This is a genomic window from Amycolatopsis sp., from assembly GCF_035276945.1.
Classification (GTDB): Bacteria; Actinomycetota; Actinomycetes; order Mycobacteriales; family Pseudonocardiaceae; genus Amycolatopsis_E.
The window spans coordinates 1-24,419 of the sequence record NZ_DATELF010000039.1; the positions used below are offsets into that span (position 1 = coordinate 1).

Annotated in this window: 26 protein-coding genes; 12 read left to right on the plus strand and 14 right to left on the minus strand. The window is 69.3% G+C overall.

Annotation, left to right across the window (positions count from 1 at the left end; all coding sequences use genetic code 11):
- Positions 1-183 precede the first annotated feature (183 nt).
- The 3 genes from VJT49_RS05275 (at position 184) to VJT49_RS05285 (ending at position 2,096) form a co-directional block, all read left to right on the plus strand.
- Positions 184-1,140 (plus strand): ABC transporter permease, encoded by a 957-nt coding sequence (locus VJT49_RS05275; RefSeq protein WP_324163548.1) that lies wholly within the window; start codon positions 184-186, stop codon positions 1,138-1,140.
- A gap of 192 nt (positions 1,141-1,332) precedes the next feature.
- Complete coding sequence (locus VJT49_RS05280; RefSeq protein WP_324163549.1) at positions 1,333-1,551, plus strand: hypothetical protein; 219 nt, start codon at positions 1,333-1,335, stop codon at positions 1,549-1,551.
- Between the two features lie 164 nt (positions 1,552-1,715).
- Complete coding sequence (locus tag VJT49_RS05285) at positions 1,716-2,096, plus strand: VOC family protein (RefSeq protein ID WP_324163550.1); 381 nt, start codon at positions 1,716-1,718, stop codon at positions 2,094-2,096.
- 4 nt (positions 2,097-2,100) lie between these two features.
- Here the strand turns inward: VJT49_RS05285 and VJT49_RS05290 are convergent, their stop codons facing one another.
- Positions 2,101-2,916, minus strand: a complete 816-nt coding sequence (locus VJT49_RS05290) for a tryptophan 2,3-dioxygenase (RefSeq protein ID WP_324163551.1) — start codon at positions 2,914-2,916, stop codon at positions 2,101-2,103.
- Positions 2,917-3,145: 229 nt separating this feature from the next.
- On the opposite strand from VJT49_RS05290, the gene VJT49_RS05295 reads away from it, so the two are divergent.
- Positions 3,146-3,598, plus strand: a complete 453-nt coding sequence (locus VJT49_RS05295) for an Lrp/AsnC family transcriptional regulator (RefSeq protein ID WP_324163552.1) — start codon at positions 3,146-3,148, stop codon at positions 3,596-3,598.
- 97 nt (positions 3,599-3,695) lie between these two features.
- Here VJT49_RS05295 and uvrB read toward each other — a convergent pair whose 3' ends face one another.
- From uvrB to VJT49_RS05310, 3 genes are all read right to left on the minus strand, one after another.
- A complete protein-coding gene (uvrB, locus tag VJT49_RS05300; RefSeq protein WP_324163553.1) occupies positions 3,696-5,852 on the minus strand; it encodes an excinuclease ABC subunit UvrB in 2,157 nt (718 codons plus the stop codon).
- Positions 5,853-6,283: 431 nt separating this feature from the next.
- Positions 6,284-6,541, minus strand: a complete 258-nt coding sequence (locus VJT49_RS05305) for a hypothetical protein (RefSeq protein WP_324163554.1) — start codon at positions 6,539-6,541, stop codon at positions 6,284-6,286.
- A 140-nt stretch (positions 6,542-6,681) separates the two neighbouring features.
- Positions 6,682-7,947, minus strand: a complete 1,266-nt coding sequence (locus tag VJT49_RS05310) for a PucR family transcriptional regulator (RefSeq protein ID WP_324163555.1) — start codon at positions 7,945-7,947, stop codon at positions 6,682-6,684.
- Between the two features lie 59 nt (positions 7,948-8,006).
- Here VJT49_RS05310 and VJT49_RS05315 point away from each other — a divergent pair, with 59 nt between their 5' ends.
- Positions 8,007-8,522, plus strand: a complete 516-nt coding sequence (locus tag VJT49_RS05315; RefSeq protein WP_324163556.1) for a DUF402 domain-containing protein — start codon at positions 8,007-8,009, stop codon at positions 8,520-8,522.
- A gap of 301 nt (positions 8,523-8,823) precedes the next feature.
- Positions 8,824-9,282 carry a hypothetical protein gene (locus VJT49_RS05320; protein ID WP_324163557.1) on the plus strand — a complete coding sequence of 153 codons (459 nt, stop codon included), beginning with the start codon at positions 8,824-8,826 and terminating at the stop codon, positions 9,280-9,282.
- A 117-nt stretch (positions 9,283-9,399) separates the two neighbouring features.
- Here VJT49_RS05320 and coaE read toward each other — a convergent pair whose 3' ends face one another.
- A complete protein-coding gene (gene coaE, locus VJT49_RS05325) occupies positions 9,400-10,575 on the minus strand; it encodes a dephospho-CoA kinase (protein ID WP_324163558.1) in 1,176 nt (391 codons plus the stop codon).
- Between the two features lie 144 nt (positions 10,576-10,719).
- Here coaE and VJT49_RS05330 point away from each other — a divergent pair, with 144 nt between their 5' ends.
- Entirely contained in the window at positions 10,720-10,929 is a 210-nt protein-coding gene (locus VJT49_RS05330; protein WP_324163559.1) for a hypothetical protein, read from the plus strand.
- A gap of 26 nt (positions 10,930-10,955) precedes the next feature.
- Here VJT49_RS05330 and VJT49_RS05335 read toward each other — a convergent pair whose 3' ends face one another.
- From VJT49_RS05335 to VJT49_RS05365, 7 genes are all read right to left on the minus strand, one after another.
- Positions 10,956-11,738 (minus strand): S1 family peptidase, encoded by a 783-nt coding sequence (locus VJT49_RS05335; RefSeq protein WP_324163560.1) that lies wholly within the window; start codon positions 11,736-11,738, stop codon positions 10,956-10,958.
- Positions 11,739-12,266: 528 nt separating this feature from the next.
- Positions 12,267-13,451 carry an LCP family protein gene (locus VJT49_RS05340; RefSeq protein ID WP_324163561.1) on the minus strand — a complete coding sequence of 395 codons (1,185 nt, stop codon included), beginning with the start codon at positions 13,449-13,451 and terminating at the stop codon, positions 12,267-12,269.
- Positions 13,452-13,738: 287 nt separating this feature from the next.
- Complete coding sequence (locus VJT49_RS05345; protein WP_324163562.1) at positions 13,739-13,909, minus strand: hypothetical protein; 171 nt, start codon at positions 13,907-13,909, stop codon at positions 13,739-13,741.
- Between the two features lie 259 nt (positions 13,910-14,168).
- Entirely contained in the window at positions 14,169-14,357 is a 189-nt protein-coding gene (locus VJT49_RS05350) for a helix-turn-helix transcriptional regulator (RefSeq protein ID WP_324163573.1), read from the minus strand.
- On the minus strand, positions 14,354-14,575 hold the full coding sequence (locus tag VJT49_RS05355; RefSeq protein WP_324163563.1) for a hypothetical protein: 222 nt from the start codon (positions 14,573-14,575) through the stop codon (positions 14,354-14,356). Before VJT49_RS05355 ends, VJT49_RS05350 begins: the two co-directional genes overlap by 4 nt.
- Positions 14,576-14,626: 51 nt before the next feature.
- The gene (locus VJT49_RS05360; RefSeq protein ID WP_324163564.1) at positions 14,627-15,487 is read right to left on the minus strand and encodes an SMP-30/gluconolactonase/LRE family protein; all 861 of its coding nucleotides are present in this window, start codon (positions 15,485-15,487) and stop codon (positions 14,627-14,629) included.
- A complete protein-coding gene (locus tag VJT49_RS05365) occupies positions 15,484-16,215 on the minus strand; it encodes a FadR/GntR family transcriptional regulator (RefSeq protein ID WP_324163565.1) in 732 nt (243 codons plus the stop codon). Before VJT49_RS05365 ends, VJT49_RS05360 begins: the two co-directional genes overlap by 4 nt.
- 169 nt (positions 16,216-16,384) lie before the next feature.
- On the opposite strand from VJT49_RS05365, the gene VJT49_RS05370 reads away from it, so the two are divergent.
- The 4 genes from VJT49_RS05370 to VJT49_RS05385 all read left to right on the plus strand — a co-directional run bounded on the left by VJT49_RS05370 (position 16,385) and on the right by VJT49_RS05385 (position 20,936).
- Complete coding sequence (locus VJT49_RS05370) at positions 16,385-17,512, plus strand: sugar ABC transporter substrate-binding protein (protein ID WP_324163566.1); 1,128 nt, start codon at positions 16,385-16,387, stop codon at positions 17,510-17,512.
- A gap of 232 nt (positions 17,513-17,744) precedes the next feature.
- Entirely contained in the window at positions 17,745-18,782 is a 1,038-nt protein-coding gene (locus VJT49_RS05375; protein ID WP_324163567.1) for an ABC transporter permease, read from the plus strand.
- 84 nt (positions 18,783-18,866) lie between these two features.
- Positions 18,867-19,640 (plus strand): ATP-binding cassette domain-containing protein, encoded by a 774-nt coding sequence (locus VJT49_RS05380; protein ID WP_324163568.1) that lies wholly within the window; start codon positions 18,867-18,869, stop codon positions 19,638-19,640.
- A gap of 87 nt (positions 19,641-19,727) precedes the next feature.
- Positions 19,728-20,936 carry an aldose epimerase family protein gene (locus VJT49_RS05385; protein ID WP_324163569.1) on the plus strand — a complete coding sequence of 403 codons (1,209 nt, stop codon included), beginning with the start codon at positions 19,728-19,730 and terminating at the stop codon, positions 20,934-20,936.
- Between the two features lie 40 nt (positions 20,937-20,976).
- Here VJT49_RS05385 and VJT49_RS05390 read toward each other — a convergent pair whose 3' ends face one another.
- Positions 20,977-21,594, minus strand: a complete 618-nt coding sequence (locus tag VJT49_RS05390; RefSeq protein WP_324163570.1) for a hypothetical protein — start codon at positions 21,592-21,594, stop codon at positions 20,977-20,979.
- Between the two features lie 652 nt (positions 21,595-22,246).
- Positions 22,247-23,014, minus strand: a complete 768-nt coding sequence (locus VJT49_RS05395) for a hypothetical protein (RefSeq protein ID WP_324163571.1) — start codon at positions 23,012-23,014, stop codon at positions 22,247-22,249.
- Positions 23,015-23,567: 553 nt separating this feature from the next.
- Here VJT49_RS05395 and VJT49_RS05400 point away from each other — a divergent pair.
- The coding region (locus VJT49_RS05400) for a family 2B encapsulin nanocompartment shell protein (RefSeq protein ID WP_324163572.1) at positions 23,568-24,419 on the plus strand (852 nt) is incomplete at its 3' end.

Sequence of the window (24,419 nt, forward strand, 5' to 3'; positions counted from 1 at the left end):
TGGTCCGCGCCGGGATCGCGGTGGAACAGGCGGGGCCACGGCGGCGCCTGGAAGACGCGTTCCTCAGATTGGTGGAGGACGGATGAGCTCACCATCGCGCGGCCCCGGCTCATCCGTCCGACCGGGTGCGGGTGTCCCGCAAGTCGCACGGGTGCGGGTGTCCCGCAAGTCACAGGAGAAGGAATGAGTAAGGCGGATCGGGCGGCGAACGTGGCGATCGACGCCGGTGTGCACACCGACCCCGCGGCGCTGGACGAACTGACCGACGCGGCCGAGCGGGAAAAGACCGGCGCCGGACCCGATGGCGGCGTGCTCGGTTACCGGCCCGGCCGCACGTTGCGGCTCGGCGTGGAGCTGCGGCGGCAGTTGCGGCGCCGGCGGACCCAGCTCGTGCTGGGCTTCGTGGTGGTGCTGCCGTTCATCCTGGTGCTGGCGTTCGAACTGGGCCAGTCCAGCCCGAACCGCCGCTCAGGTGGGTTTGTCGATCTGGCCACCGCGAGCGCGCCGAACTTCGTGGTGCTGGCGCTGTTCGTGGCGGGAGGTTTCCTGCTGCCGACGATCGTGGCGCTCTTCTTCGGGGACACCATCGCCAGCGAGGCGTCCTGGTCGAGCCTGAAGTACCTGCTGGCGATCCCGGTGCCGCGGCATCGCGTGCTCCGGCAGAAGGCGATCGCGTCCGGCCTGCTGGCGCTGCTGGCGCTGGTGCTGCTGCCGGTCGTCTCGCTCGTGGTGGGCCTGCTCTGGTATGGGTCGGGCGACGCGATCAGCCCGACCGGTGACGCGATCCCGTTCGGGCAGAGTCTGGTCGCGATCGCGATGTCGACCGCCTACATCGTGATCCAGCTGGCCTGGGCCGCGGGGCTGGGCCTGCTGCTGAGCGTGCTCACCGACGCGCCGCTCGGCGCCGTCGGCGGCACGGTGCTGGTGGCGATCCTGTCGCAGATCCTCGACCAGATCACCGCCCTCGGCAGCCTGCGCAACTACCTGCCGACGCATTACGCGTACGCCTGGATCGACCTGATCGCCACCGACATCGACTGGACGAACATGGCCGCCGGGGTGCTGTCCGCCGTCGCCTACGGCACCGTCTTCGCGCTGCTCGCCGCGCGCCGGTTCGCCACGAAGGACATAACGAGCTGACGATACGGTCCAGACTGCCCAATGTGGCCCAGGACACTCCGGCCATCGAGACCTCGCACCCGTCCGACGCCGTCCTGGAAATGGTGAACCCGTTGATGCGGTTCCCGCTGCGCTCCCGGCTCGGGCGCCGCATGCGCGGCGTGCTGCTTGGGTTTCGCCGGCCACCGGACAGGCCGCCGGCACGAACTCCCGGTGACCGCACACCGGAGGGGCCGCGAACTATTCCTGCTGACCGGCGCTCGGTGGGCCCGCGACTTCGAGGGTGGCCGTGACGTGGAAGTCACGCTGGAGGGGACGACCACGCCGAGGCGCGCGGAACTGGTGACGGACCAGGACGAGGTGGCGGAGATCTACCGCCGACGGATTACCGAACTCGGCGTGCAGAATGCCCAGCGGCGGATCGACATCTAGATCAACATCGACCGGCCGCCCACCGCCGAGGAAATCGCCGAAGCGGTTCCGCGCGAGTACCTGGCGGCGATCCGGTCGCTCACCCGCCCATGATCGGGTGGCGCACGGTGACGCCACCTGCGTAATATTCTGCAATCCCGCCATCCTCGCTGAGGAGGCACGCCATGCCTCGTCCAGTTCATTTCGAGGTTCACGCGACCGACCCGGAACGCGCGATCACCTTCTACGCCACCGTTTTCGAGTGGTCCTTCGAACGCTGGGGCGACAATCCCTACTGGCTGATCAGCACCGGGGACGGGCCGGGCATCGACGGCGGTTTGGTCCCCCGCCAAGGTCCGGCACCCTCGGACAACGCGCCGGTCAACGCCTTCCCGGTCACCCTGGACGTGGCGGACCTGGACAGCACGACCCGCCGTGTCGAGCAGGCGGGCGGCGGGGTCGTGGTGCCCCGCAGCCCGATCCCCGGCGTGGGCTGGCTCGCCTACTGCAAGGACACCGAAGGCAACATCTTCGGCCTGATGGAAACCGACGCCGCCGCCGGCTGAGATTTCACATGTGAGTGCGCGCCGACCACAGTTCCGGGAACACGACGCGAGCCGTGCTTCGCTCCAGCCACCCGATGCCGGAAGTGCCGCCCGTACCGGGTTTGGCTCCCATCGCGCGCCGGACCGCGGCGAGATGGTGGTAACGCCATTCGCCGAAACGCTCGGCGACCTCGGTGAGTGCTTCGCCGAGCAACCGCAGGTGATTGCCCGGGCCGTCGTCGCGGTAGATCTCCACCCACGCGGCCTCGACGGACGGGTGCGGATCGTGTTCTTCGGTGAAGTCGCGGCCGAGTAGATACCGCGGGATGTCGTGGCCGTGCCGGGCGAGCACCGCGATCGTGTCGTCCCAAAGACTCGGTTCCCCGAGCGCGCGCACGAGCGCGCCGTAAGTCTCCGGGTCCCGCCGGAACGGCCGCACCAGCGACGCGGTCTTCAGCCCGAGCCGGAATTCGAGTTTCCGGTACATCGCCGACTGCATGCCCGACGCCTCACCCAGCAACTCGCGGAACCGGTTGAAGTCGGCGGGCGTCATCCAGCTCAGGCTCTGCCAGCTCGCGTCAAGACCCGACAGGTGCAACGCGGCGCGGCGGAGCGGGGTGAGCGACTCCCCTACCTCGCCGGCACGCAGCCGCCGTTGTGCCTCCCGCAACTCGAAGTCGATGAGCCCGAAGTACAGCTCCATGATCTGGGAGACGACCAGGAAGGACATCTCGCCGGGATCGTCACCACGAGTCCGTTGCAGCCGGTGCAGCACGCCCGCCCGGACGTAAGCGTCGTAGGGCACCCGCCCGTCGAAATCCAGAACCAGGGCTTCGTTCATCCCACCCTCCTCACCCCATCATCCCGAAGCGCAGGGCCTTGGCGGAAGGTAGGTTCGACGGTACTTTCCGGGCTTCACCGTGCTTTCCTGGCTTGTCGAGGCCTTGTGGTTGACGAAAGAGAGGAGCCGCCATGGTGACCGAGCGGTCCGCGGAGGAGACGGGGCGGGAAGACGCCGAACCGCCGTCCCCCGGCGAATGCTGGCGCCCTCGAACGAAAGGCGGCCGTTGATGGACGAGATGGACTGGGCGATCCTGCGAGAGCTTCAGGAGAACGCGCGGCTGTCGTTCAACGAACTTTCGCGGCGCGTGCACCTGTCGCCGCCCGCGGTCGCCGAACGGGTGCGCAGGCTCGAAACCACCGGCGTGATCACCGGCTACCACGCCGAAATCGCCCCGGAGCGCGTCGGCTGGCCGGTGACCGCGTTCATCCGGATGTCGTGTTACGGCCCGCGGTGCGTGTTGCGCGATCCCGAGGTGCCCCACTGGCCCGAGATCCGGGAAATCCACCGGGTGACCGGCGACGCGTGCAGCATCCTGAAGGTGGCGGCCGCCTCCATGGCGAGCTTCGAAAAGCTGATCGACCGCCTCGCCGGCTACGGCCGCCCGTCCAGCACCATGGTGCTGTCCACGGCCCTCCCGCGGCACTCGTTCACCGCGGCGGACGCCGGCTCAGCGGAATAGACTCATCACTCGCCTCGACGGTCTCCTTGTCCTTCATCACTTGGTCTCTCCTGGTCTCTCCGTGCGCGCAACGCGTCTCCCACCACCGCGGTCTCCGCTATTTGACGCCGGCGGCGTCCATGCCGCGGAGTTCCTTCTTCAGTTCGACGATCTCGTCGCGGAGCCGGGCCGCCAGCTCGAACTGGAGGTCGCGGGCGGCCTGCATCATCTGGTCGGTCATCTGCTGGATGAGATCGGCCAGTTCGGCGCGGGGCATCGTGGACACGTCACGGTCCACCAGGACACCCGAGCTGCGGCCGCCGCCCTGCTCGGGTTTCTTGCCCCGGGACACGTTGCGCCCCGAACCACCGACCGCGATCTCCTTCTCGGAGTCCTCGGCCTCGGTGTAGACCCGGTCGAGGATGTCCGCGATCTTCTTCCGCAGCGGCTGCGGATCGAGTCCCCGCTCGGTGTTGTAGGCGATCTGCTTGGCGCGGCGGCGGTTCGTCTCGTCGATCGCGTACCGCATCGACGCGGTGACCTTGTCCGCGTACATGTGCACCTGCCCCGACACGTTCCGCGCGGCGCGGCCGATCGTCTGGATCAGCGCGGTGCCGCTGCGCAGGAAGCCCTCCTTGTCCGCGTCGAGGATCGCCACCAGCGACACCTCGGGCAGGTCCAGCCCCTCCCGGAGCAGGTTGATGCCGACCAGCACGTCGAAATCACCCGACCGCAGCTGCCGCAGCAGCTCGACCCGGCGCAACGTGTCGACCTCCGAGTGCAGGTACCGCACCCGGATGCCGAGTTCGAGCAGGTAGTCGGTGAGGTCCTCGGCCATCTTCTTGGTGAGCGTGGTGACCAGCACCCGCTCGTCCTTCCCGGCGCGGTCGCGGATCTCGTGCACCAGGTCGTCGATCTGGCCCTCGGTCGGCTTGACGACCACCTCGGGGTCGACCAGGCCGGTGGGCCGGATGACCTGCTCGACGAACTCCCCGCCGGCCTGACCCAGCTCGTACGGCCCCGGCGTGGCCGACAGGTAGACCGTCTGGCCGATCCGGTCGGTGAACTCCTCCCAGGTCAGCGGCCGGTTGTCCAGTGCGCTGGGCAGCCGGAACCCGTGCTCGACCAGCGTGCGCTTACGGGAGGCGTCACCCTCGTACATCCCGCCGATCTGCGGCACCGTGTTGTGCGACTCGTCGATGACCAGGAGGAAGTCCTCCGGGAAGTAGTCGATCAGGGTGGCCGGGGCGGAACCGGGGCCACGGCCGTCGATGTGCCGCGAGTAGTTCTCGATCCCGGAGCAGAAGCCGACCTGGCGCATCATCTCGATGTCGTAGCTGGTGCGCATCCGCAACCGCTGGGCCTCCAGCAGCTTGCCCTGCTTCTCCAGCTGGGCCAGCCGCTCCTCCAGCTCGGCCTCGATACCACCGACAGCCTTCTCCATCCGCTCCGGACCCGCCACGTAGTGCGTGGCCGGGAAGATCCGCACCTCGTCGACCTCGCGCACGATCTCCCCGGTCAGCGGGTGCAGGTAGTACAGCTTGTCGATCTCGTCACCGAAGAACTCGACCCGGACCGCAAGCTCCTCGTAAGCCGGAATAATCTCCACGGTGTCCCCACGGACCCGGAAGGTGCCGCGAGCGAACGCGAGGTCGTTGCGGGTGTACTGGACGTCGACCAGCGCGCGGAGGAAGACGTCCCGCTCGACCTCGGAACCGACCGTCAGCTTCGCGGACCGGTCGAGGTAGGACTGCGGGGTGCCGAGACCGTAGATACAGGACACCGAGGCGACGACCACGACGTCCCGCCGGGACAGCAGGTTCATCGTGGCCGAGTGCCGCAACCGTTCGACGTCGTCGTTGACCGACGAGTCCTTCTCGATGTAGGTGTCGGTCTGCGGGACGTACGCCTCGGGCTGGTAATAATCGTAGTAACTGACGAAGTATTCGACCGCGTTGTGCGGAAACAGCTCGCGCAGCTCGTTGGCCAGCTGGGCGGCCAACGTCTTGTTGGGCGCCATCACCAGCGTGGGCCGCTGCACCCGCTCGATCAGCCACGCGGTGGTGGCCGACTTGCCGGTGCCCGTGGCGCCCAGCAGCACGACATCCTTCTCCCCCGCCCCGAGCCTGCGTTCCAGCTCGTCGATGGCGGCGGGCTGGTCGCCCGCCGGCCGGTAATCGCTGACCACCTTGAACCGGCCGTCGGCCCGGGGGATCTCCGAGACCGGGCGGAACGCGGACTGGGCGAGCACGGGGTGTTCTGTTGCGAAAGCCACGTGTCCAGGGTAGGCCCGCCCACCGACAGTTTTGTTCGAGCACGTGTGCGGGCAGCCAGGCCGCGACACCGACCACCAACCTCCGGTCAAGCACGACGGCGGCCTACCTCCCCACCCCCGTACACCATCGTTGTCGACCACCAAGCGCCCATCGCACGTTTCCCCGGCGTACCCGGCAACATGGTTCGAGCACGTGTGCGGGCAGCCAGGCCGCGACACCGACCACCAACCTCCGGTCAAGCACGACGGCGGCCTACCTCCCCACCCCCGTACACCGTCGTTGTCGACCACCAGGTGCGGTGCTCCATCGCAGCATGATCCGCAGGCGCCCGGAGGGTGTCCCAGCCACTTTGGAGACGGGAACGCGGAGACGAACCCCCGCCAGCCTCCGCGTTCCCGTGGCCTTTCGATCCGGCCAGGCTATGGCCTCATCACTGCAGCGCTCGGTACCGCTGGCGCGATGACCTGGTCAAACAGGCTTCGCAGGGCATCCCGCAGATCCGGCCGAGCACCTCGGCGTCGGCCGGCGTGATCGGTTCCCCGCACAGCGCCACGAGTTCGTGGGGAATCGGGCCGCAGTCGGGGACCGGCACCAGGTGGCAGACCCGTCTGCGCTCGCCCGCCACCCCGCGACGAAGTCGGACGACCGCGACCACCTGAGTCGGCTCGGCGTGCATGACGTTCCCCATACTCGAACCTTAAACTGGAATAATCGCGAAGGCTTTGTGTCCCGGACCCAAGGATCACCCGGCCGGCTGGTACGTAAGACCGAAAACAGCCCGAACCGGTGCGCGGCGTCACGTCAGCCGCGGCACAAGGCCCAGGAGTGTTACCCCGATTGCGGGACAAGCACCGCGCCGCCCAACCGGTGACACAGTTTGAGCGCCAGCTCGACGTCCAGCCGGCTGTCCGTCACCGGCCGGCCCAGCATCTCCTCGGCCTTGCGCACCCGGTACTGCACCGAGTTCTTGTGCATGGTGAGCTGACCGGCGGCGGCCGTGTAGCTGCTGCCGCAGGCGAGGAAGACCCGCAGTGTCTCCCGCAGCCGCTCGTGCTGGTCGTCGTCGGTGGCCAGCTTGCCCAGGGTGCCGGCCACCCACTGCCGGGCCGCGGTCATGTCGGCGGTCATCAGGGCCACCGCCCCCACGTCACGGAAGGTCAGCGCGCGAGCGGCGTGCGCTCCCGCGGCCAGTGCCAGCGCATGGACCCGCACCGCCTGGTTGTGGCTGTGCCGGAACCCCGCCACGCCGTTGCCGGGTTCGCCCAGCACGAGCCGGATCCCCGGCTCGGCCCCGGCGAGCACCTCCTCGACGTGCCGCTCGTCCGGCAGTTCGGGTGAGTCGAGCGGGAACCACACCCAGGCGCACAGCTCGTCGTTCGGCACGAACAACGGCGTCCCCGCGCCGACGAAGCCTTCGCCCACCTTCGTGGCCACGGCTTCCAGCCTGGACAGCGCGTTGCCCGACACGCGACAGGGAGCGCACCACACGATCATCGCCAGGTGCGTGCCGCGCAGACGGTAACCGAGGTCGGCTTCGCTGGCGTCCACGTCCGCGCCGGCGTCCTCCAGCAGCGCCCGCACCCGTGCCGCCCGCGCCGCGCTCCGGTTGAGCAGCCAGCGGTCCCGCTCCTCCAGGTAGGTCGAGACCACCTGCTGGATCACGTGGTCGATGAAGGCGAAGGTGACATCGAGTGCGTGGCCGATCATCCCCGCCATCAGATCCGGCTCGCCGACCACTTTTCCCACCAGCTTCGCCGCCTGCTGGAGGATCACGTTCTGCGCCAGGTAGTAGGCGCGGATCAAATCGATCACCGGGGTGCCGCGCTGGGCGAGCCGCCGGGCGTACTCCATCGCGGCGGCCGGCGCCTCGACCCGGCCGGGATCGATGCCGTGCCGGAAGATCTGCAGCGCCGTCTCGATGTTCTGGTACAGGCTCGACGAGAGCAGGCTGACCACACTCTCGTCGTCGTTGACCAGGTGCGGCAACTCGCGCGAGTAGAGCGCCATCATCTCGGCCGTCAGCTCGTCCGCACGCTCGTGGAGCATGCTCGCGACGCGCGCGAGCTGCTCGACGACGACGTGCTTTTCCACCACAAGATCACCCTACCGGCGTAGCCGTCCTTTTCCTGCTGTCAGGGCGGAGAATCATCGCCATGACAGCGATCCACCCGCCGAAAACGGAAATATTCGACATCGCCGCCGGGATCAACACCGACCCCAAGGGGATCGCTCGCGAGGTCGAGGAGTACCGCGTTACGCCTTTCGGCCTCTATCTCGCCCGCCCGGCTCCCGGCCGGGACCAGTTCGACTATCTCGAATCGTGGCTGCTGCCGGGACTCGGCCTGCGGTTGACGGATTTCTGGTTCACCCCGGGCCACGAGCGGGACCAGGACTTCTACTTCGACGTCGTGGCCGTGGACGTCGCCGGCGACATCTGGCGGACCACCGACTGGTATCTGGACCTGGCACTGCGGGAGCGGCGGAGTCTGGACGTGCTGGACACCGACGAACTGCTCGCCGCGGCCACCTCCGGGCTGCTGAGCCGGGACGAGGCGCACCAGGCGCTGGAAATCGTTTACCGGACGGTGGCGGGCCTCGCCGCACACGGCTACCGGCTGCGCGACTGGCTGTCCACCCTGGACATCGAGCTGACCTGGCGAAGACGCTGACCCCACGGTGCCTGTCCGGGCCTGTCCGGGCCTGTCCGGGCCTGTCCGGGCCTGCCCGTGCCTGCCCGTGCCTGTCCGGGGGAAGGCCCGGACTCCCGCCACCGATCGGTGGACGCGGAGCATGACCGTCGAGCCGATCCGGACGATCCCGCCACCCGGGACCCTTGCGAAGAGGAAACCGGCGAAGGGGGATCAGGAATGCCCATCATTCGAGTGAACCGAACGGCGCCGGCGCGCGTCGAAATGCCTGCTCTCGCGAAACGGCCCGTGTTCGCGCTGGCCGCCGCGGCCGGCTCACTGGTTGCTGGCCCTCAGCGGCCGCTACGGCTATTTCGGCGACGAGCTGCGATTCCTGGCAGCTGGTCGGCATCTCGCTTGGGGGTATGCCGACCAGCTGCCGGCACTGCCGCTGCGGGCCCGTGCCATGGACGCGCTGGCGCCCGGTTCGGTGACCGTGCCGCGGCTGCCCGCGATCATCGCGACCGTCGCGGGGATCGTCGTCGCCGCGCTCATCGCCCGCGAACCCGGCGGGGCCCGGCGGGGCTCGGAAAGCTCGGAAAGCTCGGTCGCTGGCGGCCGCCGCGCACGCCGTCTGCCCGCGGTTCCCGGGCACCGGCCACTGTCCCACGAAGTCCACAATGGACCCTTTTCCGTGGACGGTGCTGGTGTGGCTGATCGTGCGGTGGCCGCGGACGAGGGCCGACGGCCTGCTGGTGTGGGCCGGGGGCGACCGCGATCGCGATCACCGTCAGGTTCCTGATCGCGGGGTTCTGGCTGTTCGTCAGCGAAGCGACCGTCAAGACGCGCTCTACGCCAAACTCGGCGTCAAGGATCGTGCGGCCGGCTTCCATCGCGGTCTCCTTCCCTGACCGTGGCGTCAGGGTGTCCAGGCGGCGGCCTTCGCCCAGGCCTCGGCGCGGACGAAGGCGGCGTCGACCCAGCCCTGCTTGGCGTCGGCGTAGCCGTCGAGAGTGTCGTGCGTGTCCGCGAGCCGCCGTTTTACCTCGGCGTAGGCCTCGCGTTCGGCGAGATTCGCGCGCAGCCACTCGGGGAACAGGAGAGCGAGCCGCCAGGCGGGCGTGGCCAGCGACCGCACGTGGACGTTGACCGGGCGTCCCGGGTCCCCACTGTGGTGGAACCGTTTCGGCCAGACACCTGACCCGTCTTGCGCGTGGTCCCACCAGTCGCCTTCGGCCCGGATGAAACCGGCGTCGGAAAGCTCTTCCGCGAAGCCGTCCGCACCGTCCAAGTCGGACACCAGGACCTGGAGGTCGAGCACGTCCTTGGCCGGCAGGCCGGGTACCGCCGTCGATCCGATGTGGTCCACGCGCAGCGCGCGGTCCCCCACCGTGACCCGGATCCTGGTCGCGGCACGAGCGGCCTGGGCGGGCCAGGTCTCGTCGTAGGGCATCAGCCGGGGCGGCACGGGTTTCCGGGGCCGGCGCAACCGGATGTTGGCCTCGAACGGCACGAGCCGGTCGGCCCACAGGCGGTCCACTTCGGCCAGCACGACGTCCGGCGCGCCCGAGTTGTCCAGCCACACGTCGGCGGCGGCCCGGCGCTGAGCCTCGCCAGCCTGGGCGGCGACGCGGGCACGGGCGTCCTCTTCGGCCATCCCGCGGACCTCGACCAGCCGGAGCACCCGTGTCTCCACCGGCGCGTCGACCACGATCACCAGGTGGTAACGCTCGCCGAGGCCGCCCTCGACGAGCAGCGGGACGTCGTGGACGACGATCGCGTCGGGCGCGGCCGCGGACATCAACTCGGTCGCGCGGGCGCCGATCCTCGGGTGCATGATCCCGTTGAGCCGCAGCCGCGAAGCCTCGTCGCGAAAGGCCTTCGCGGCCAGGGCGGACCGGTCGAGCGTGCCGTCGGCGGCGAGGATGTCCTCACCGAACGCGGCGGTCAGCTCGGCCAGCCCGCCGGTCCCTGGTTCGACCACCTCACGGGCGATCGCGTCGGCGTCGATCAGCACGGCACCGTGCTCGGCGAGCCGGGTGGCGACCGTCGACTTCCCGGCCCCGATCCCGCCGGTGAGCCCCACACGCAACATGCCCGCATTCAACTACGGGCGGTCGTGTCACCCGCTGGCGGCCCGTGAATTCAACACGGAGGGATGACACGCCGTGCGGTTACCACGCTTCGTCGTCCGTGTTGCGTACGGTGCCCGCGAACGCGTCGCCCACACGGAGGAAAGATGCCAGCGAGCAAGCACGTCGGGAGGCACCGGCTGGGCACTCCGGGACTGGTGCACTGCGTCCTGCATCGCCCGGTGGCACTCGCGCTGGGGGAGTACCGGCGCAACTGGCTGACCGCGCTGCTGATCCCGGCCAAGCACAGTCTCGCCGGCCTCCGCCGCAAGGCCGCCGCGGCGGCCACCGAGCGCGCCTGGGCACCCGCGGTCTGAGGGGGTCCGGGCTTACCCCCAACAGCTCACCGAGAGTGCGGGGCGTGCCTCACAGGGCCGGTGCTCACCCCGTGATCAGGGTGAGCTTGAGGGTGGAAAAGGATCTCGTCCAGCGGCTGGAAGAACGTGGTGCCGCCGACGGTGCAGTCGCCCGTGCCGCCGGAGGTGACGCCCTGCGCCTGGGTGCCGCTCACCCACGGGCCACCCGAGTCGCCGGCTTCCGCGCACGCGTTGGTCTGCGTCAGCCCGGGAACGGCGCCCTCGGGATGGTTCACCGTCTGGTTCGTCGCCTGGATGGTGCCGCAGTGCTTGCCGGTCCTCGAGCCGGTCCGGCAGACCGTGGCGCCGACGGGCGCGGCGGTGTCCCCGGTGACCGTGATGTCCCCCTGACCGAAACCGTCCACCACGGGCGTGAGGTTCGCCGTCGACTCCGTCTTGACGAACGAGAAGTCGTTGCCGGGGAACGACGAGAACGCGAAGGTACCGATCGGCTCACCGTCATCGGTGGTCGCCGTGCTGCCCTTCGTGCCGCAGTGGCCGGCGGAGACGAACCCGCCCTCCACCGCGAAGCCGATCGAGCAGCGAGCCTGCCCGTCGATGAGGTAGGCGTCGCCGCCGGCGATGTCCGCGAAGGTGCGCGGCATGGCCTTGGCCGTGTCGACCCGGACCGGCCCCATGGCCTTGCCCCGGTGCACGAAGGTGGTCACGTCGGCGGCCGTCGTGCCCTGCTTGACCTGCACCACGACGGAACTGTTCTTCACGTCGACGTACCAGCCGGCGACGTCCTTGGGCGCGGACTGTCCGGCCATGGCGTCGATAACCGCCTTGGTCTTGTTCAGCGAGACCTCGGAGTTGGGGACGGTGACGGGTTCCGCACCGGCCGCGCGGACCGCGGGAGCGTGCGTGAGGTCGGTGAGGCCGACGTTCAGCTTGCCGGTGGCGGGGTTGAACCAGGCGCCGCCGTAGCCGGTCCCGGCGGCGGCCTTGACGGCGGGGATCAGCGCTGTCGCGTTCTTCTCCCTGCTCGACCCGGGTCTTCGCCTGTCCGGCGGTCAGCCGCAGATCACGCTGCATCACCTCCAGCACCGACTGCGGGACGGAGGCGGCCTGCGCGGTCGAACCGGACGAGCCGGTGCCGACGCCGGCCAGGCCGACCGCCGCCGCGACGCCGCAGACCACGAGGGCGGTACCCACCGAAACGGCCGAACTCTCGCGTTTCAGGTGTCTCACGAAATCGCTCTCCTCACTTTCGGGAAGGTGCGCGAGAGGCGACACGGGTCCCGTCGAGGTGCGGTTCATACCGTTGAGGCACCAGTGAAATCTCCGGTTCGGGAGCTTCAGTTCACACAGCCGGTGAGGTCGGTGCTGCCGGCCGGGACCGAGCTTTCCGTGGTGGTGGGGGCCGGCCTGCCTTCCGCAGCTTGGCGCGCAACGGTCGCCGGGGGCGCGGTGGGCGTCGCCGGTCCCTTACCGAGCAGCGAACTGATGAACGACCGCACCGCGACCGGGTCCACCTTGACCGCGTCGCCGTCGGACGGGGTCTGCAGGGTCAGGCTCCGCACCGGGATGGTCGTGAAGGTGAGCGCGCCCGAGGCCGGCCCGATCAGCTGCGTGGCGAAGGTGAGGAGGTCCCAGCCCTTGTCGATCTCCACGGACTGCTGGACGGCGCCGATCAGCGCGGTGAGTTTCGCGGGGTCGGCCAGGGTTCCGGCGCCCAAAACGACCTTGGCCATGCTGGACAGGAACGCCTGCTGGCGGCCGATCCGGTCGAGGTCGCCGTTCGGCAGGCCGTGCCGCTGGCGGACGAAGGCCAGCGCCCTGGCGCCCGAGAGGGTCTGCCACCCGGCCGGGAAATCGGCCCCGGAGTAGCTGTCCTGGACCGGGGCCTTGAGGCACACCGGCACCCCGCCGACCGCGAGACTGAGCGTGGAGAACCCGGCGAGGTTCACCGCGACGTAGTGGTTGATGGTCAGGCCGGTGAACTGCTCGACGGTCCGGATCGCCAGGCGGGCACCGGCGGCGTCGGCCTGCTGCTCGGCCGTGGCGCCCCGGACACCCCGGGCGTTCAGTTCGGCCAGTTCCGCCTGCTTGCCGTACGAGTACGCGGCGTTGATCTTGTGCTTGCCGTAGCCGCCGGCGATCTCCACGTAGGAGTCGCGCGGGAGGGAGATGGCCGTCAAGGGGGCCTGCGGGCTTGCCGGGATGTGCACCACGATCATCGTGTCCGTGGTGTCGCCGCCGTCGCTCGAGTCTCCGGCGTGCAGTTGGTCCAGCAGGCTTTGCGGGAGCGGGTCGCCCCGCACGTCGGTCCGGGAGTCGAGGCCGACGAGCAGGATGTTCTGCTCGGCGACCGGCGCGGACGCACTGGTGGCGACCGGCGGTCGCGCGGCCGGCTCGATGACGTCGGTGGTGGCCGTTCCGCCGGTCAGCCGGCTCAGCTGGGTCCAGCCGTACGCCGTGGCGCCGAGCACCAGCAGTGAGGCCAAGCCCAGGGCCGTGTACGCGACGGGTCTCCAGCGCACCACGCCCCCCTCACAGCATCACCTGAACGCGTCGACGGCATCATCCAGGTCATTTCTGACAGTTCGCTGTGAATTCCCGGCGCTCGCGCTGTGAACTTCGTGTCACCGGGGAAGTGGACGTGGCCCGGTGTGCCGTCCGGCCGGCAGGGCCGAACCGCACACCGGGCCACGTCCGTCGGGGCGGAGGGCGGGGTTTGGAATGAGCGCGGCGGGCGGAACAGGCAGGAGGGCCCGCCGCGCTCTGACCGGCCGGCGCGTGAGGGGACGGCGGCGCCGGCCGGCCGGTATCAGGACGCCTCGCGTGCGGTCGTCCGCTCTCGCTTGGCGGCCCAGGCGGGCGGGCCGCACTGCGGCCGCCAGGTGCCCAGGTGCACCCACTGCCTGCCCCAGCTGAAGCCGGCCAGGAGCACTGGCCGCTGACATCTCGGGCACGGCTGCGGTGGCGAGTCGACGTTCATGACTTTCCTCCATCGGCGTCAGTGACAAGGATGGCCCGGCACCATGCGGGAAGGGACCGGGGAACCTACGGATCTGAGTACGTAGCCAGAGGTCCCGAGGCGGGGCGGGGCTGCGCTGCGCGGACCGGCAAGGTGTTGACGAGTTGGGTCCTCAGGTCGTCGAGGATTGTCCCCATGGTGCCGCGAACCCTGTTAAGGACGCGACAAAACAACGACATGGCACCTCCAGTGGGATGTCTCCGCGATCCCGGGTGGCGGCTCAGGAGCCGCCGCGCTGTCCGGCCGGCCACGCGGCGATCTGGGCACGCGAGGTGAGACCCGGCTTCGCGAGGATGTTCCCCACGTGCGTCTCGGCCGTGCGCTGGGCGATCACGAGGTTGGCCGCGATCTCCCGGTTGCCCGGCCGCTCGGCGACGAGGCCGCCGATCTCCCGCTGACGGCGGGTCAGGCCGCTCGCCGCGCGGGCGACCGCGAACGCGGTGTGGCCTGCTTCTCCTCCAGCACGAAGACGACCCTGTCTTCGAGACTCGCTCCCGCTGTCACGTCAGAGGCGTTGGTGAACGAATTCGCCGGTGGTTTCTTGATCTCGGCCAGTTCACTTCGCCTGCCGGCGAAGCTGGTCAGCTCCGCGGGCCGGTTGCCGGAAGTTCTGGCCTGATCGGTCACGTGGACGAGTGTAAGTCCGCGTGGGGCATCCGGCGTCGCACTCCTGTTGGTTTACCCGAACGTGAGCACCGCGAGCCCGCGAACACCCGGACGGTAACGGAACAGCGCACCGGCTTCGGGCTGGCTGCCTTCCTCGATTTCCTGCCGCGAAGTGGTGACGTACAACTCGTCGAGGCCCGGACCGCCGAAGGCGCAGGCCGTCACCCGGGTGACCGGCAACGGCACGCGTTCTTCGAGTTTTCCGTCCAGGCCATAGCAATGCACGGCGGCACCGCCCCACAACGCGACCCACAACCGCCCGTCCGCGTCGACGGTCAAGCCGTCGGGTGCGCCCGCCTCTTCCGGAATCCGCACCACCCGGCGGCGTGCGGTCAGTTCACCGTTCTGGTAGTCGAAGGCATCGATCCGGCGAGTGGGAGTGTCGACGTAGTAAGCGATCGTGCCGTCGGGGCTCCAGGCCAGCCCGTTGGAGATGGTGACGCCGGTGAGGACGGTGGTCACCGAGCCCTCGGTGTCCACCCGGTGCAGACTGCCCGCGCCCGGCCGCCCGTCGTAGGCCATTGATCCACAGTAGAACCGGCCGTCGGGATCACACCCGCCGTCGTTCATGCGGATTCCGGGATCGGACCACAGTTCCCCCAGGGGACGGATTTCCGCCAGTGACGCGTCGGCGAACGCGAAGCCGCGTTCGAGGGCCAGCACCGCCCGCCCGTCCGGCCGGGGCCGCAGCGCCGCGGCCACCGCGCCCACCCGGCGCCGGGTCACCGCCGCCGTTTCCGGGTCGAGCTCCAGCACGTCACCGGCGAGCATGTCGACCCAGCGCAGGCCGGGCCAGCCGGCGAACCACACCGGTCCCTCCCCGTGCGCCGCGATGGGGCCCGTGATCTGGTCCACTTCGGATTTCCGGGTCATTCCACCACCATCTGCCCCACGGCCTCGGTAGTCGTGTCGATCAACCGTTTCATCGCCCGGAACGCCGCGGTCGGGCGACGCCCGCGCACGGCCGAAAGCACCGCGTGGTGGAGCGGCAGCGTCGCGGCGACTCCGCCCGGCGCGTGTGAGCTGGCCTCCAAACCGTGGTAAAGACTTGTTTCCAGCAACCGTCCGAGTTGCTCGATCAGCTGGTTCCCGCTCGCCCGCAACAGGATCAGGTGGAACCGCAGGTCGGCGGAGACGAAAACGTCCTCGGCCTCGGGCAGCCGCGGCGCGTTCGATGCCATGCCCGCGTACGCTGCTTCGAGCTCGGCCAACTGTTCCGCGGTGGCCCGTTCCGCGGCGAACTGGGCGGCGCCGGGCTCCACCATCAGCCGCAACTCCAGGAGGTCGCCGAGAAACCCGCGATCCGCGATCTGGCCGTGCCAGTCGATCACCTCGCGGTCCATCAGGTTCCACTGCTCGCGCGGCAGCACGCGGGTGCCGAGCCGGGGCCGCGCCTCGACCAACCCCTTGGCGGCCAAGGCTTTCACCGCCTCCCGCACACCACCGCGGCTGACGTTGAGCTGCGCCGCCAGCTCCGCCTCGTTGGGCAGCCGGGCACCGCTGGCAAGCTCACCGGAGACGATCCTCCGCCCAAGCCACTCCACCACACGACCGTGGATCGTGCGGTGCCGTCCGAGCGGCCCGTCGCGGGTAATACTCACGGCCCAATCATCGAATCATTAATCAATAATGTCAAATAACCCGCCGTTGCCCAATCGTTACTCGCGTAGCTCCTTCATGTTTCGCCGAGCCTTGACTGTATGGACGAATCATCCAATGATTCGAGGCACGCCGACCCCGGTTCCCCGCAGACGTGGATGGGTGATCAACATGCTCGACAATCAAGACGGCCGGTCGTCCGAGGACGCCGACGCGACCTCCCGCCGGAGGGCCCTGAAGTTCCTGGGGGCGGGCGGCGGCGCGGTGGCCGCCAGCGCACTGCTGGCCGCCTGCAACGGCGTGCAGGGCGGCACCGGCGGATCGTCCTCCGGCACCGGGAACTTCCCCGGCACACCGGCCTGGCGGTTCGTGTTCATCAACCATGTCACCACGAACTCCTTCTTCAACCCCACCAGGACCGGCCTCGCCGACGCGGCCAAGCTGCTCGGCCTGCCCGAGCCGCAGTGGACCGGGTCCACGGAAGGCAACGTTGCCGAGATGGCCAACGCGTTCTCCACCGCGGTCAACGGCGGCGCCGACGGCATCGCCATCGCGCTGACCGACAACAACGCCTTCGTGAATCCGACGAAACAGGCCCTGGCCAAGGGCATTCCGGTGATCGCCTACAACGCCACCGCGGCGGGCAACTACCCGCTCACCTATGTCGGGCAGGACCTGTACCAGTCCGGCTTCCTGATGGGCCAGCGCATCGCCAAGGACGTCACCAGCGGCACCATCCTGGTGGGCATCTCACAGCCCGGCGGGAACAACGTGCAGCCGCGGCTCGACGGCATCACCGACGCGCTCAAGCAGGCCGCGCCCGGCGTCGTCGTGCAGTCGGTCAACACCGGCGCCGAGCAGGCCAACGAACTGAACGCGATCACCGCCGCGTTCGATGGCAAACCGGACGCCAAGGGCCTGTACGCGGTGGACGCGGGCAGCACCGCGTCGATCGCCCAGCTGGTCAAGAACCGCAACCTGCAGGGCAAGATCCACGCGGGCGGGTACGACACGCTGTCCGACACCCTGGCCGGAGTTCAGTCGGGCGCACTGGACTTCACCATCGACCAGTCCGCCTATCTGCAGGGCTTCCTGCCGGTGCTGTACATGTACCTCTTCCGCCTGTCCGGCACGCTGGTCGCGCCCCCGTTCACCGACACCGGCCTGACCTTCGTGACCAAGGACAACGTCGCCCCGTACATCTCGGCCAACAGCAAGTTCGAAGGCGGCCCGAAGACCGACATCGTGCCGATGCCGGCCTCGATCCCACTGCCCCCGCCCTCCTCGGCAGGCCACTAGCTCGCCTCGAAGGCGGCGGAAGGCACGCAACTCGCACAGACTGTCGCATTCCCGGACGTTTTTCGCGAGGACAGCGCCGCCGTGGTGAATTGGCCAGCAGAGGCCCTGGCGCTGAGAGGAGACAGTCGCGCGAAGCGTGTCCGTTGAAGGTGGTGGCCGGCGGGCGACTGAGGTTCCGCTACCCGCACCGCCACGCGAACCACTCGGAACAGTCCTAGCACTAGGAAGTCTCATGACCGATGCACTCACCGGCAAGCACGAGACCCGGACGCCCGGGGGCCGGTCGGGTGGCGAACCGCCCGGCCCCGGGCTCCTTTCCCGGCTGATCCGGGTCAAGGAGCTGTCCATCCTGCTGGTCACCGTCGCCGCGGCGATCTATTTCGTGCTGACCAGCGGCCCCGGCTTCACCACGCCGGAGAACTACCACACCATCGCGCAGTACGTGGCGCCGTGGGCGATCGTGGGCGCGGGCGAGGTCCTGGTGCTGATCTGCGGGCAGATCGACCTGTCCGCGGGGTTCGTGTTCACGCTGTCGCCGTTCGTGCTGATGTTGTTCTACAACAACGGGTGGCCGCTGCTGGCGGCGGTGATCGGCGCGGTCGTGGTGAGCGCGCTGATCGGCACGGTCAACGGTCTGATCCACACCGTCTTCGGGCTGTCGGCGTTCATCACCACCCTGGGCATGGCGTTTCTGCTCTGGGGACTGGAGTTGATCATCTCGGGTGGCTCGCCGGTGAGCGCGCCGACCGGCAGCTGGGTGGTGTCGGTGTTCGGCGGTGCGCCATGGTCGGAGTTCCTGTGGGCGCTGGTGGTGGTGGCCATCATGCAGGTGGTGCTGTCCACCACCCGGTTCGGCATCGCCACCCAGGCCACCGGCGGCAACCCGGTCGGCGCGTCCGAAGCGGGTATCCGGACCAACCGGATCAAGGTGGCCTGCTTCACCATCGTCGGGGCGCTGGCGGGCCTCGCCGGGATCCTCCAGGGCACCCGGGTCGGGTCCTACGACCCGACCAACGGCGGGTTCAACACGATGTTCTACGCGGTGGCCTCCGCGGTGATCGGCGGCACCGCGCTGCTCGGCGGCTCCGGCACGGTGATCGGGGCCTTCCTCGGCGCCGTGCTGCTGGGCCTGGTCTACGACGGGTTCAACCTGATGGGCATCAGCGCGAACGCGTTCTACATGGTGCTCGGCGGCGCCATCCTCGTCGCCGCCCTGCTGAACGTGTACGTGACGGTGGTCCGCAAGCGGCTCGGGACCAGGGGGCGTTGATGACGGGTAGGTTCGCCTCGCGGAGCCGCGGCTTCCGCCAGCGGGGCGGCAGAACGCCCTGCTCGAGAAACCCGCGGAGGAAACATGAGTGAAGACAACGGGCTGCCCGAGGTGATCCGGGCCGAGCACATCAGCAAGCGGTTCGGGCCCGTGCACGCGCTGAAGGACATCAACCTCACCGTCCGCCGGGGCGAGGTGCTCGGGCTGATCGGCGACAACGGCGCCGGGAAGTCCACTTTGATCAAGATCCTCACCGGGTACCACCAGCCGGACGGCGGCCAGTTGCTGTTCGAAGGCCGGCCCGTGCAGCTGAAGTCGGTGACGCACGCGCGGTCGCTGGGGATCGAGACGGTGTTCCAGGATCTCGCGCTGGTCAACGATCTCCCGGTCTATTTGAACCTGCACCTGAACAAGGAGCTGGTGTACAAGCCGCTGCCCTTCCTCAAGCGCCGGGAGATGAAGCGCCGGGCGCGCGAGGCGCTCGACGGGGTCGGGATCAACATCCCGTCGGTGACCGCCGAGGTCGGGCAACTCTCCGGCGGGCAGCGGCAGGCCATCGCGGTGGCCAGGTCGGTCTGTTCCAACAACGCGAAACTGCTGCTCCTCGACGAGCCGCTCGCGGCGATGGGCGCCAAGGAAGGAGGGATGATCCTGCGGTTGATCGACGAGTTGCGCAACCAGGGCGACCTCGCGATCATCCTCATCGCGCACAACTACAGTCAGGTGGTCGACGTATGCGACCGGGTCAACCTGTTGCAGCACGGCGAAATCACCTTCGACCGGCCGTCGAAGGAGACGTCCGTGGCCGAGCTGCTCGACCTGGTGCACGCCGAGTACAGGTTGCACGACAAAAACTGAAGAACAAGGCAGGCGCCGTGGCCGGTCGCTGTCCCGTTTGGACGGACCCGTGACCGGCCACCGTGCTGAGGAAAACTGGGAGGGTCAGTGTCGATCTTCAAATCGTCGATCTTCAAGCGTGGCCGCACCATGCTGGTGATCGCCTCGGCAGCCATCGCGACATCAGGGATTACCAGCATGACCTCCGCCGCGGCCCCGGATACCACCGCGCGGCCGCCGACCATCGCCAAGGAATACTTCGGTCAGGCCGACGGAAAGGCCGTGTACCGCTACACCCTGAGCAACGCCCGGGGGATGCGCGTGCGGATCCTCACCTACGGCGGCATCGTCCAGACCCTGGACGTGCCGGACCGGCGCGGGCACACCGCGAACGTGGTGCTGGGCTTCCCGACGCTGGCCGACTACGTCGCCAGGAACAGCCCGGCGGCGGGCGGCGGGGTCTACTTCGGCGCGCTGATCGGCCGGTACGCCAACCGGATCGCCAAGGGTACGTTCACTCTGGACGGCGTGACCTACCACGTGCCGGTCAACAACAACGGCAACAGCCTGCACGGCGGTACTTCCGGTTTCGACGACAGGGTCTGGGACGCCAGGGAGACCTCCGGCCCCGGCACCGCGGGTCTGCGGCTGAGCCTGGTCAGCCCGGACGGCGACCAGGGTTACCCGGGCACCCTCACCGCCACCGTCACCTACACTTTGGACAACCAGAACCGGCTGAGCATCGGGTACCGGGCGACCACCGACAAACCGACCGTGGTCAACCTGACCAACCACACCTACTGGAACCTCGCCGGTGAGTCCTCCGGCGACATCTACGACCAGAAGCTGATGCTCAACGCCGACCGCTACACCCCCACGGATTCGACGCAGATCCCGACGGGTGCGCTGGCGCCGGTGCAGGGCACGCCGTTCGACCTGCGCACCCCGACCCCGATCGGCGCGCACATCGCCGACGACAACGAGCAGTTGCTGACCGGCCAGGGCTACGACCACAACTGGGTGCTCGACCGTTCCGGCGACGGGGCACTGTCGTTGGCGGCCCGGGCGACCGACCCGGCGAGCGGCCGCGTGCTCAGCGTGCTGACCACCGAGCCGGGAATCCAGTTCTACTCCGGCAACTTCCTCACCGGCACACTGGTCGGCACCGGCGGCAAGACCTACCGGCAGAGCTACGGGTTCGCGCTCGAGACCCAGCACTTCCCGGACTCCCCCAACCATCCGAACTTCCCCAGCACCGTGCTCCGGCCCGGTCAGACGTACCAGCAGACGACCGTCTTCGCGTTGGGGACCGAGTAACCGACCGCCCCGCCCCGGCCTTCGGGCCGGGGCGGATCGATCAGGAGGGGGCCGGCCGGAATTCGGGCGCCGGCTGGGGAACGTCCGGGGTCGGGCTGGTCAGGACCGGCGTCAGCGCCCCGACCACCAGCGCGCCGACCGTCGTCGCCGCCATCGAGGTCAGGGCGAACGCCCCACCGGAAAGCGTGATCTGCCAGGGCGAACCGGGCATCGCGGTGAACCACGCCGCGGCCGCGCCCGTGGCGGCCGCGGCCTCCGGCCGCAGGAAGGCCCGCCACCAGGGCGGCCGCAGCAGCGGCACGCCCGGATCCGCCTTTTCCTTGTCCTGGCGCACTCCTTCGGCCTTGCGCAGGTAGAGCACCCCGGCGATCACCGGCGTGGCCACCAGCCAGGCGGCGTACCAGACGAACCGGAACGGCAGGTACGCGTGCGGGTCGCCGCCGGTCGGCAGGCTCGCCACGACGCCGAGGGTCGCTGTGTAGCCGGTCAGGACCTCGGTGGGGATGGCGGTGACGAGCACCTTCCCCCACGTCGCCGGCCGCCCGTCGAGCACGAGTTCGGCGCTGGGATGGGTCTGGTCGCGGTTGACCGCCAGCGCGGTGACCGAGGACAGGCTCATGCCCGGATGCTGCCACCCGCCGGGCGGCTCGTCGAGCACGAAACGAAAAGTCTCCGTCGTCAGCGGCGGGCCACGCGAGCCGCGGCGATACCGGCGCCGAGGATGAGGACGAGCGCGGTGAGCGCCCACCGCCGCTTTTCCTCGGTTCTGTTCGGCCGTGAAGCCGCGGCGGCCCGTGCCGGTGCCGGTGCCGGCGGCCCGGCCCGCCGACGGGAGGATGGCCCAGGGTTCACGGTGGTGGGCAGGGGGCTTTCCGTGCGAGAGCTTTGCGGGGACAGGCGGACCGGCCGGATCGGCGAAACCCCGGTGGTCGCCGGCGGGCGGATGGACGTCACGGGTGCCGGGGTGGGTGCCGGGGTGGGTGCCGCGGTGGGTGCCGAACTGGACGGTGCCGGGGCAGCGCTGGACGGTACCGGGGTCGCGGGTGGAGGGCCCGGGGTCGGATGCGGCGGGGGAAGCGGGCGCGGGGGCGGAGGCACCGGGACCGGCGGCACCGGGCGCGGAGGCGGTGGAGGGCAGGCCGGCCCGTCGCGCCCCACCACGATGTCCACTGTGGACGAAAGGGCGACCGGCGGGAGCCTGACCGACACGTGCACGCAGATCTCCACCGCCGCAGCGGACACGGGAACGGCGCAGCCGGGCACGGCGAGCGCGACGGCGGCGGCGATTCGGGATCCTGGCAGGAACATCGTCAGCCCAGCCGCGCGATCGCCTGGCCGAACGCGTCCGGCCCGACCTTCGCGCCTCCCGCGAACGGGTTCTGCAACTGGTAGATCGCGAAGCACAGCAAGGTGGTCGTGACCGCCAGCGTGGACACGATGATGACGTGGGTGACCAGTTTCGTCCCGCCGAACAGGTTCGGCAGCAGCACGAAGAGCAAGCTGCCGACCGCGAGCACGAACCACACCACCACGCCGAGCTGGTTGTCCGTCACCGCGTCGAGACGCGCCTGCCTGGCCTGGTAGAGGGCCAGGAGATCGTCCAGCGCCTTCGTCTTGCGGCCGGTCAGCCACTCGTCGCCGCCCGGGACCGGGGCGCCTTCGATGGTGGCCCGCAGTGTGTCCAGCTGGGACCAGCCATCCCCGGGTACGTCGGCGCCCTCGCTCATCCGTGGCCATTCCCGGGTCACCACGGTGCTCGCGTAGGCCCGGGCGAGGTCGCGGGCCTGCGCGGGTGCCGGATCCGGCAGGGACTCCGCGGCCCAGGTCGCGGTGACCAGCGACCGCGCTTCGGTCGCGGACAGCTCGCCTGCCTTGCTCGCCGCGTCGAACAGGGAAATGAGCACGAAGGCGACCACCACCGCGTGCAGCCCGGCGACGATCGTGAAGGCCTGGCCCGCCGCGTCGTTGTTGTCGGGACGGCCTTCGGCCGATCCGTAACGGCGGACGGAATAGGCGATCGCGGCGCCGGCGACCACTGCGCCGATCATCCAGAGCAGGCCGGCTACATAGACGTTCACGGGACCCGAAACTAGCCTTGGCGGATATACCCGGCAAGCGTGGAACACCCGTTTCATCCGGGTGGCCGAAGACACGAATTCCCGGCTCACTGATTCGGCGGATCAAGGAAACCGATCGCATATTCCCGGGCCTGTTGGCCGTTGGTCAGTACTCCGCGTCCGCAGGACGTTGGGCCATTCGGGTCCTGGCCGCCCGGCAGGCCCGAACATACCTCCGATAAGCCGTAAGAGCGAGTGTTTCTGGCCCGATCGGAGCAACTGACTCTCCTCTTGGTGGCGGTACGGGGCCACGCCGGCGAGCCGGTCTCCCGAATGGTTGGTCACCCTCACCGGGCTTCACCGTCCCGGCACTACTGTGCGTCCGGGGAGAATCCCGAATTGGAGCCGCTCACACGGACGAGTGACTGTACGCCCTCTTGAACGCGGTGCTAACGTCGTTTCCGCCGCCACCCGGAGGCACTCACCGCAAACGACGACTTTTCCTCCTGAAGCATTTTATCCGAGTGCGCACTCGCCGGTTTTCACCCATCTCGAAGATTGGTGGTATTTCGCCGTGACCCTGACCGATTCCGCGCAGCCCGGCATTTTCGGAAACGGGCGGCAGCAAAGCCTGAGCACCGGCGCCGCCCGGAACCTGGCGACCACGACCAAGTCCGTTCCGCAGATGCAGAACATCACCTCGCGCTGGTTGCTGCGCGTCCTGCCGTGGGTACAGGCGGCAGGCGGGGTGTACCGGGTCAACCGCCGGCTCACCTACACCGTCGGCGACGGGCGCGTCAGCGTCGTCAACACCGGTGAGACGGTCCAGGTCGTGCCGCCGGAACTCGCGGAACTGCCGCTGCTGCGCGGATTTTCCGACGAAGACGTGCTGTCCGCGCTCGCGGGGCGCTTCGAGCAGGTGACGTACCAGCCCGGGGACGTGCTCGTCGAGTTCGGCCACGCCAGCGACGAGGTCGTGCTGATCGCGCACGGCAAGGTCACCAAGATCGGTCCCGGTCGCTACGGGGACCAGACCACCCTGGGCGTGCTGGCCGACGGGGACCATTTCGGCGACGAGACGCTGGTCGATCCGCGGAGCATCTGGGAATACACCGTCAAGGCCGTCACCCCGGTCACCGCGCTCGTCCTGCGGCAGCAGGCATTCGACGAACTCGTCGCGCGGTCCGACGGGCTCCAGGAACACATCGCGCGGTTCCAGGCCCGCCAGGCGGCACCCAGCAACGACCACGGCGAGGCGGACATCGACCTGTCCTCGGGGCACACCGGCGAACCGGAACTGCCGGGCACCTTCGTCGACTACGAACTCTCACCCCGCGAATACGAACTCGGCGTCGCGCAGACCGTGCTCCGCGTCCACACCCGCGTCGCCGACCTCTACAACCAGCCCATGAACCAAACCGAACAA

Bases quoted from the DNA above. Each gene is read 5' to 3' on its own strand.
- VJT49_RS05305 (WP_324163554.1), bottom strand. From the start codon at position 6,541: ATGGGGAACGTCATGCACGCCGAGCCGACTCAGGTGGTCGCGGTCGTC.
- VJT49_RS05380 (WP_324163568.1), top strand. From the start codon at position 18,867: ATGAGTGAAGACAACGGGCTGCCCGAGGTGATCCGGGCCGAGCACATC.
- VJT49_RS05290 (WP_324163551.1), bottom strand. From the start codon at position 2,916: ATGAACGAAGCCCTGGTTCTGGATTTCGACGGGCGGGTGCCCTACGAC.
- VJT49_RS05370 (WP_324163566.1), top strand. From the start codon at position 16,385: ATGCTCGACAATCAAGACGGCCGGTCGTCCGAGGACGCCGACGCGACC.
- VJT49_RS05275 (WP_324163548.1), top strand. From the start codon at position 184: ATGAGTAAGGCGGATCGGGCGGCGAACGTGGCGATCGACGCCGGTGTG.
- VJT49_RS05345 (WP_324163562.1), bottom strand. From the start codon at position 13,909: ATGAACGTCGACTCGCCACCGCAGCCGTGCCCGAGATGTCAGCGGCCA.
- coaE (WP_324163558.1), bottom strand. From the start codon at position 10,575: ATGTTGCGTGTGGGGCTCACCGGCGGGATCGGGGCCGGGAAGTCGACG.
- VJT49_RS05360 (WP_324163564.1), bottom strand. From the start codon at position 15,487: ATGACCCGGAAATCCGAAGTGGACCAGATCACGGGCCCCATCGCGGCG.
- VJT49_RS05315 (WP_324163556.1), top strand. From the start codon at position 8,007: ATGACAGCGATCCACCCGCCGAAAACGGAAATATTCGACATCGCCGCC.
- VJT49_RS05285 (WP_324163550.1), top strand. From the start codon at position 1,716: ATGCCTCGTCCAGTTCATTTCGAGGTTCACGCGACCGACCCGGAACGC.
- VJT49_RS05335 (WP_324163560.1), bottom strand. From the start codon at position 11,738: ATGGCCGGACAGTCCGCGCCCAAGGACGTCGCCGGCTGGTACGTCGAC.
- VJT49_RS05375 (WP_324163567.1), top strand. From the start codon at position 17,745: ATGACCGATGCACTCACCGGCAAGCACGAGACCCGGACGCCCGGGGGC.
- VJT49_RS05330 (WP_324163559.1), top strand. From the start codon at position 10,720: ATGCCAGCGAGCAAGCACGTCGGGAGGCACCGGCTGGGCACTCCGGGA.
- VJT49_RS05295 (WP_324163552.1), top strand. From the start codon at position 3,146: ATGGACGAGATGGACTGGGCGATCCTGCGAGAGCTTCAGGAGAACGCG.